Origin of the sequence: Pelomicrobium sp. G1 (assembly GCF_051905455.1) — a bacterium.
Taxonomy (GTDB): Bacteria; Pseudomonadota; Gammaproteobacteria; order Burkholderiales; family UBA6910; genus Pelomicrobium.
This window is the reverse complement of sequence record NZ_JBQACR010000565.1, coordinates 1-240: the sequence shown is the minus strand read 5'-3', so window position 1 is coordinate 240 and position 240 is coordinate 1. Positions and strand designations below refer to the sequence as shown.

Genomic DNA, 240 nt, shown 5'->3' with positions numbered 1-240 from the left:
AGAGAAGAGGAAGAGGGGAAGAAAAAGGGGGAAAGAAAGAGGAAGGGGAGAGAGAAAGGGAGAGGAAGGAGAGCGAAGAGGAAGAGAGGAGAAAGAAAAAGGGAAGAAGAGAAGGGGAGAAAAAAGGGAGAAGAGAAAGGGAGCGAAGAAAATGAAGAGGGTAGGGCACCTGAAAGCGATAGGGGAGCGGGAAGAGGAACGACGAGAAGAAGGCAGGGGATAGGATAAGGTGCGAGCTCC

1 protein-coding gene is annotated in these 240 nt (G+C 51.2%); it reads left to right on the top strand.

Features of this window, described 5'->3' with window-relative positions:
• The coding region (locus tag ACTFO6_RS19645) for a hypothetical protein (protein ID WP_439935978.1) at positions 1-228 on the top strand (228 nt) is incomplete at its 5' end.
• Positions 229-240: the final 12 nt, after the last annotated feature.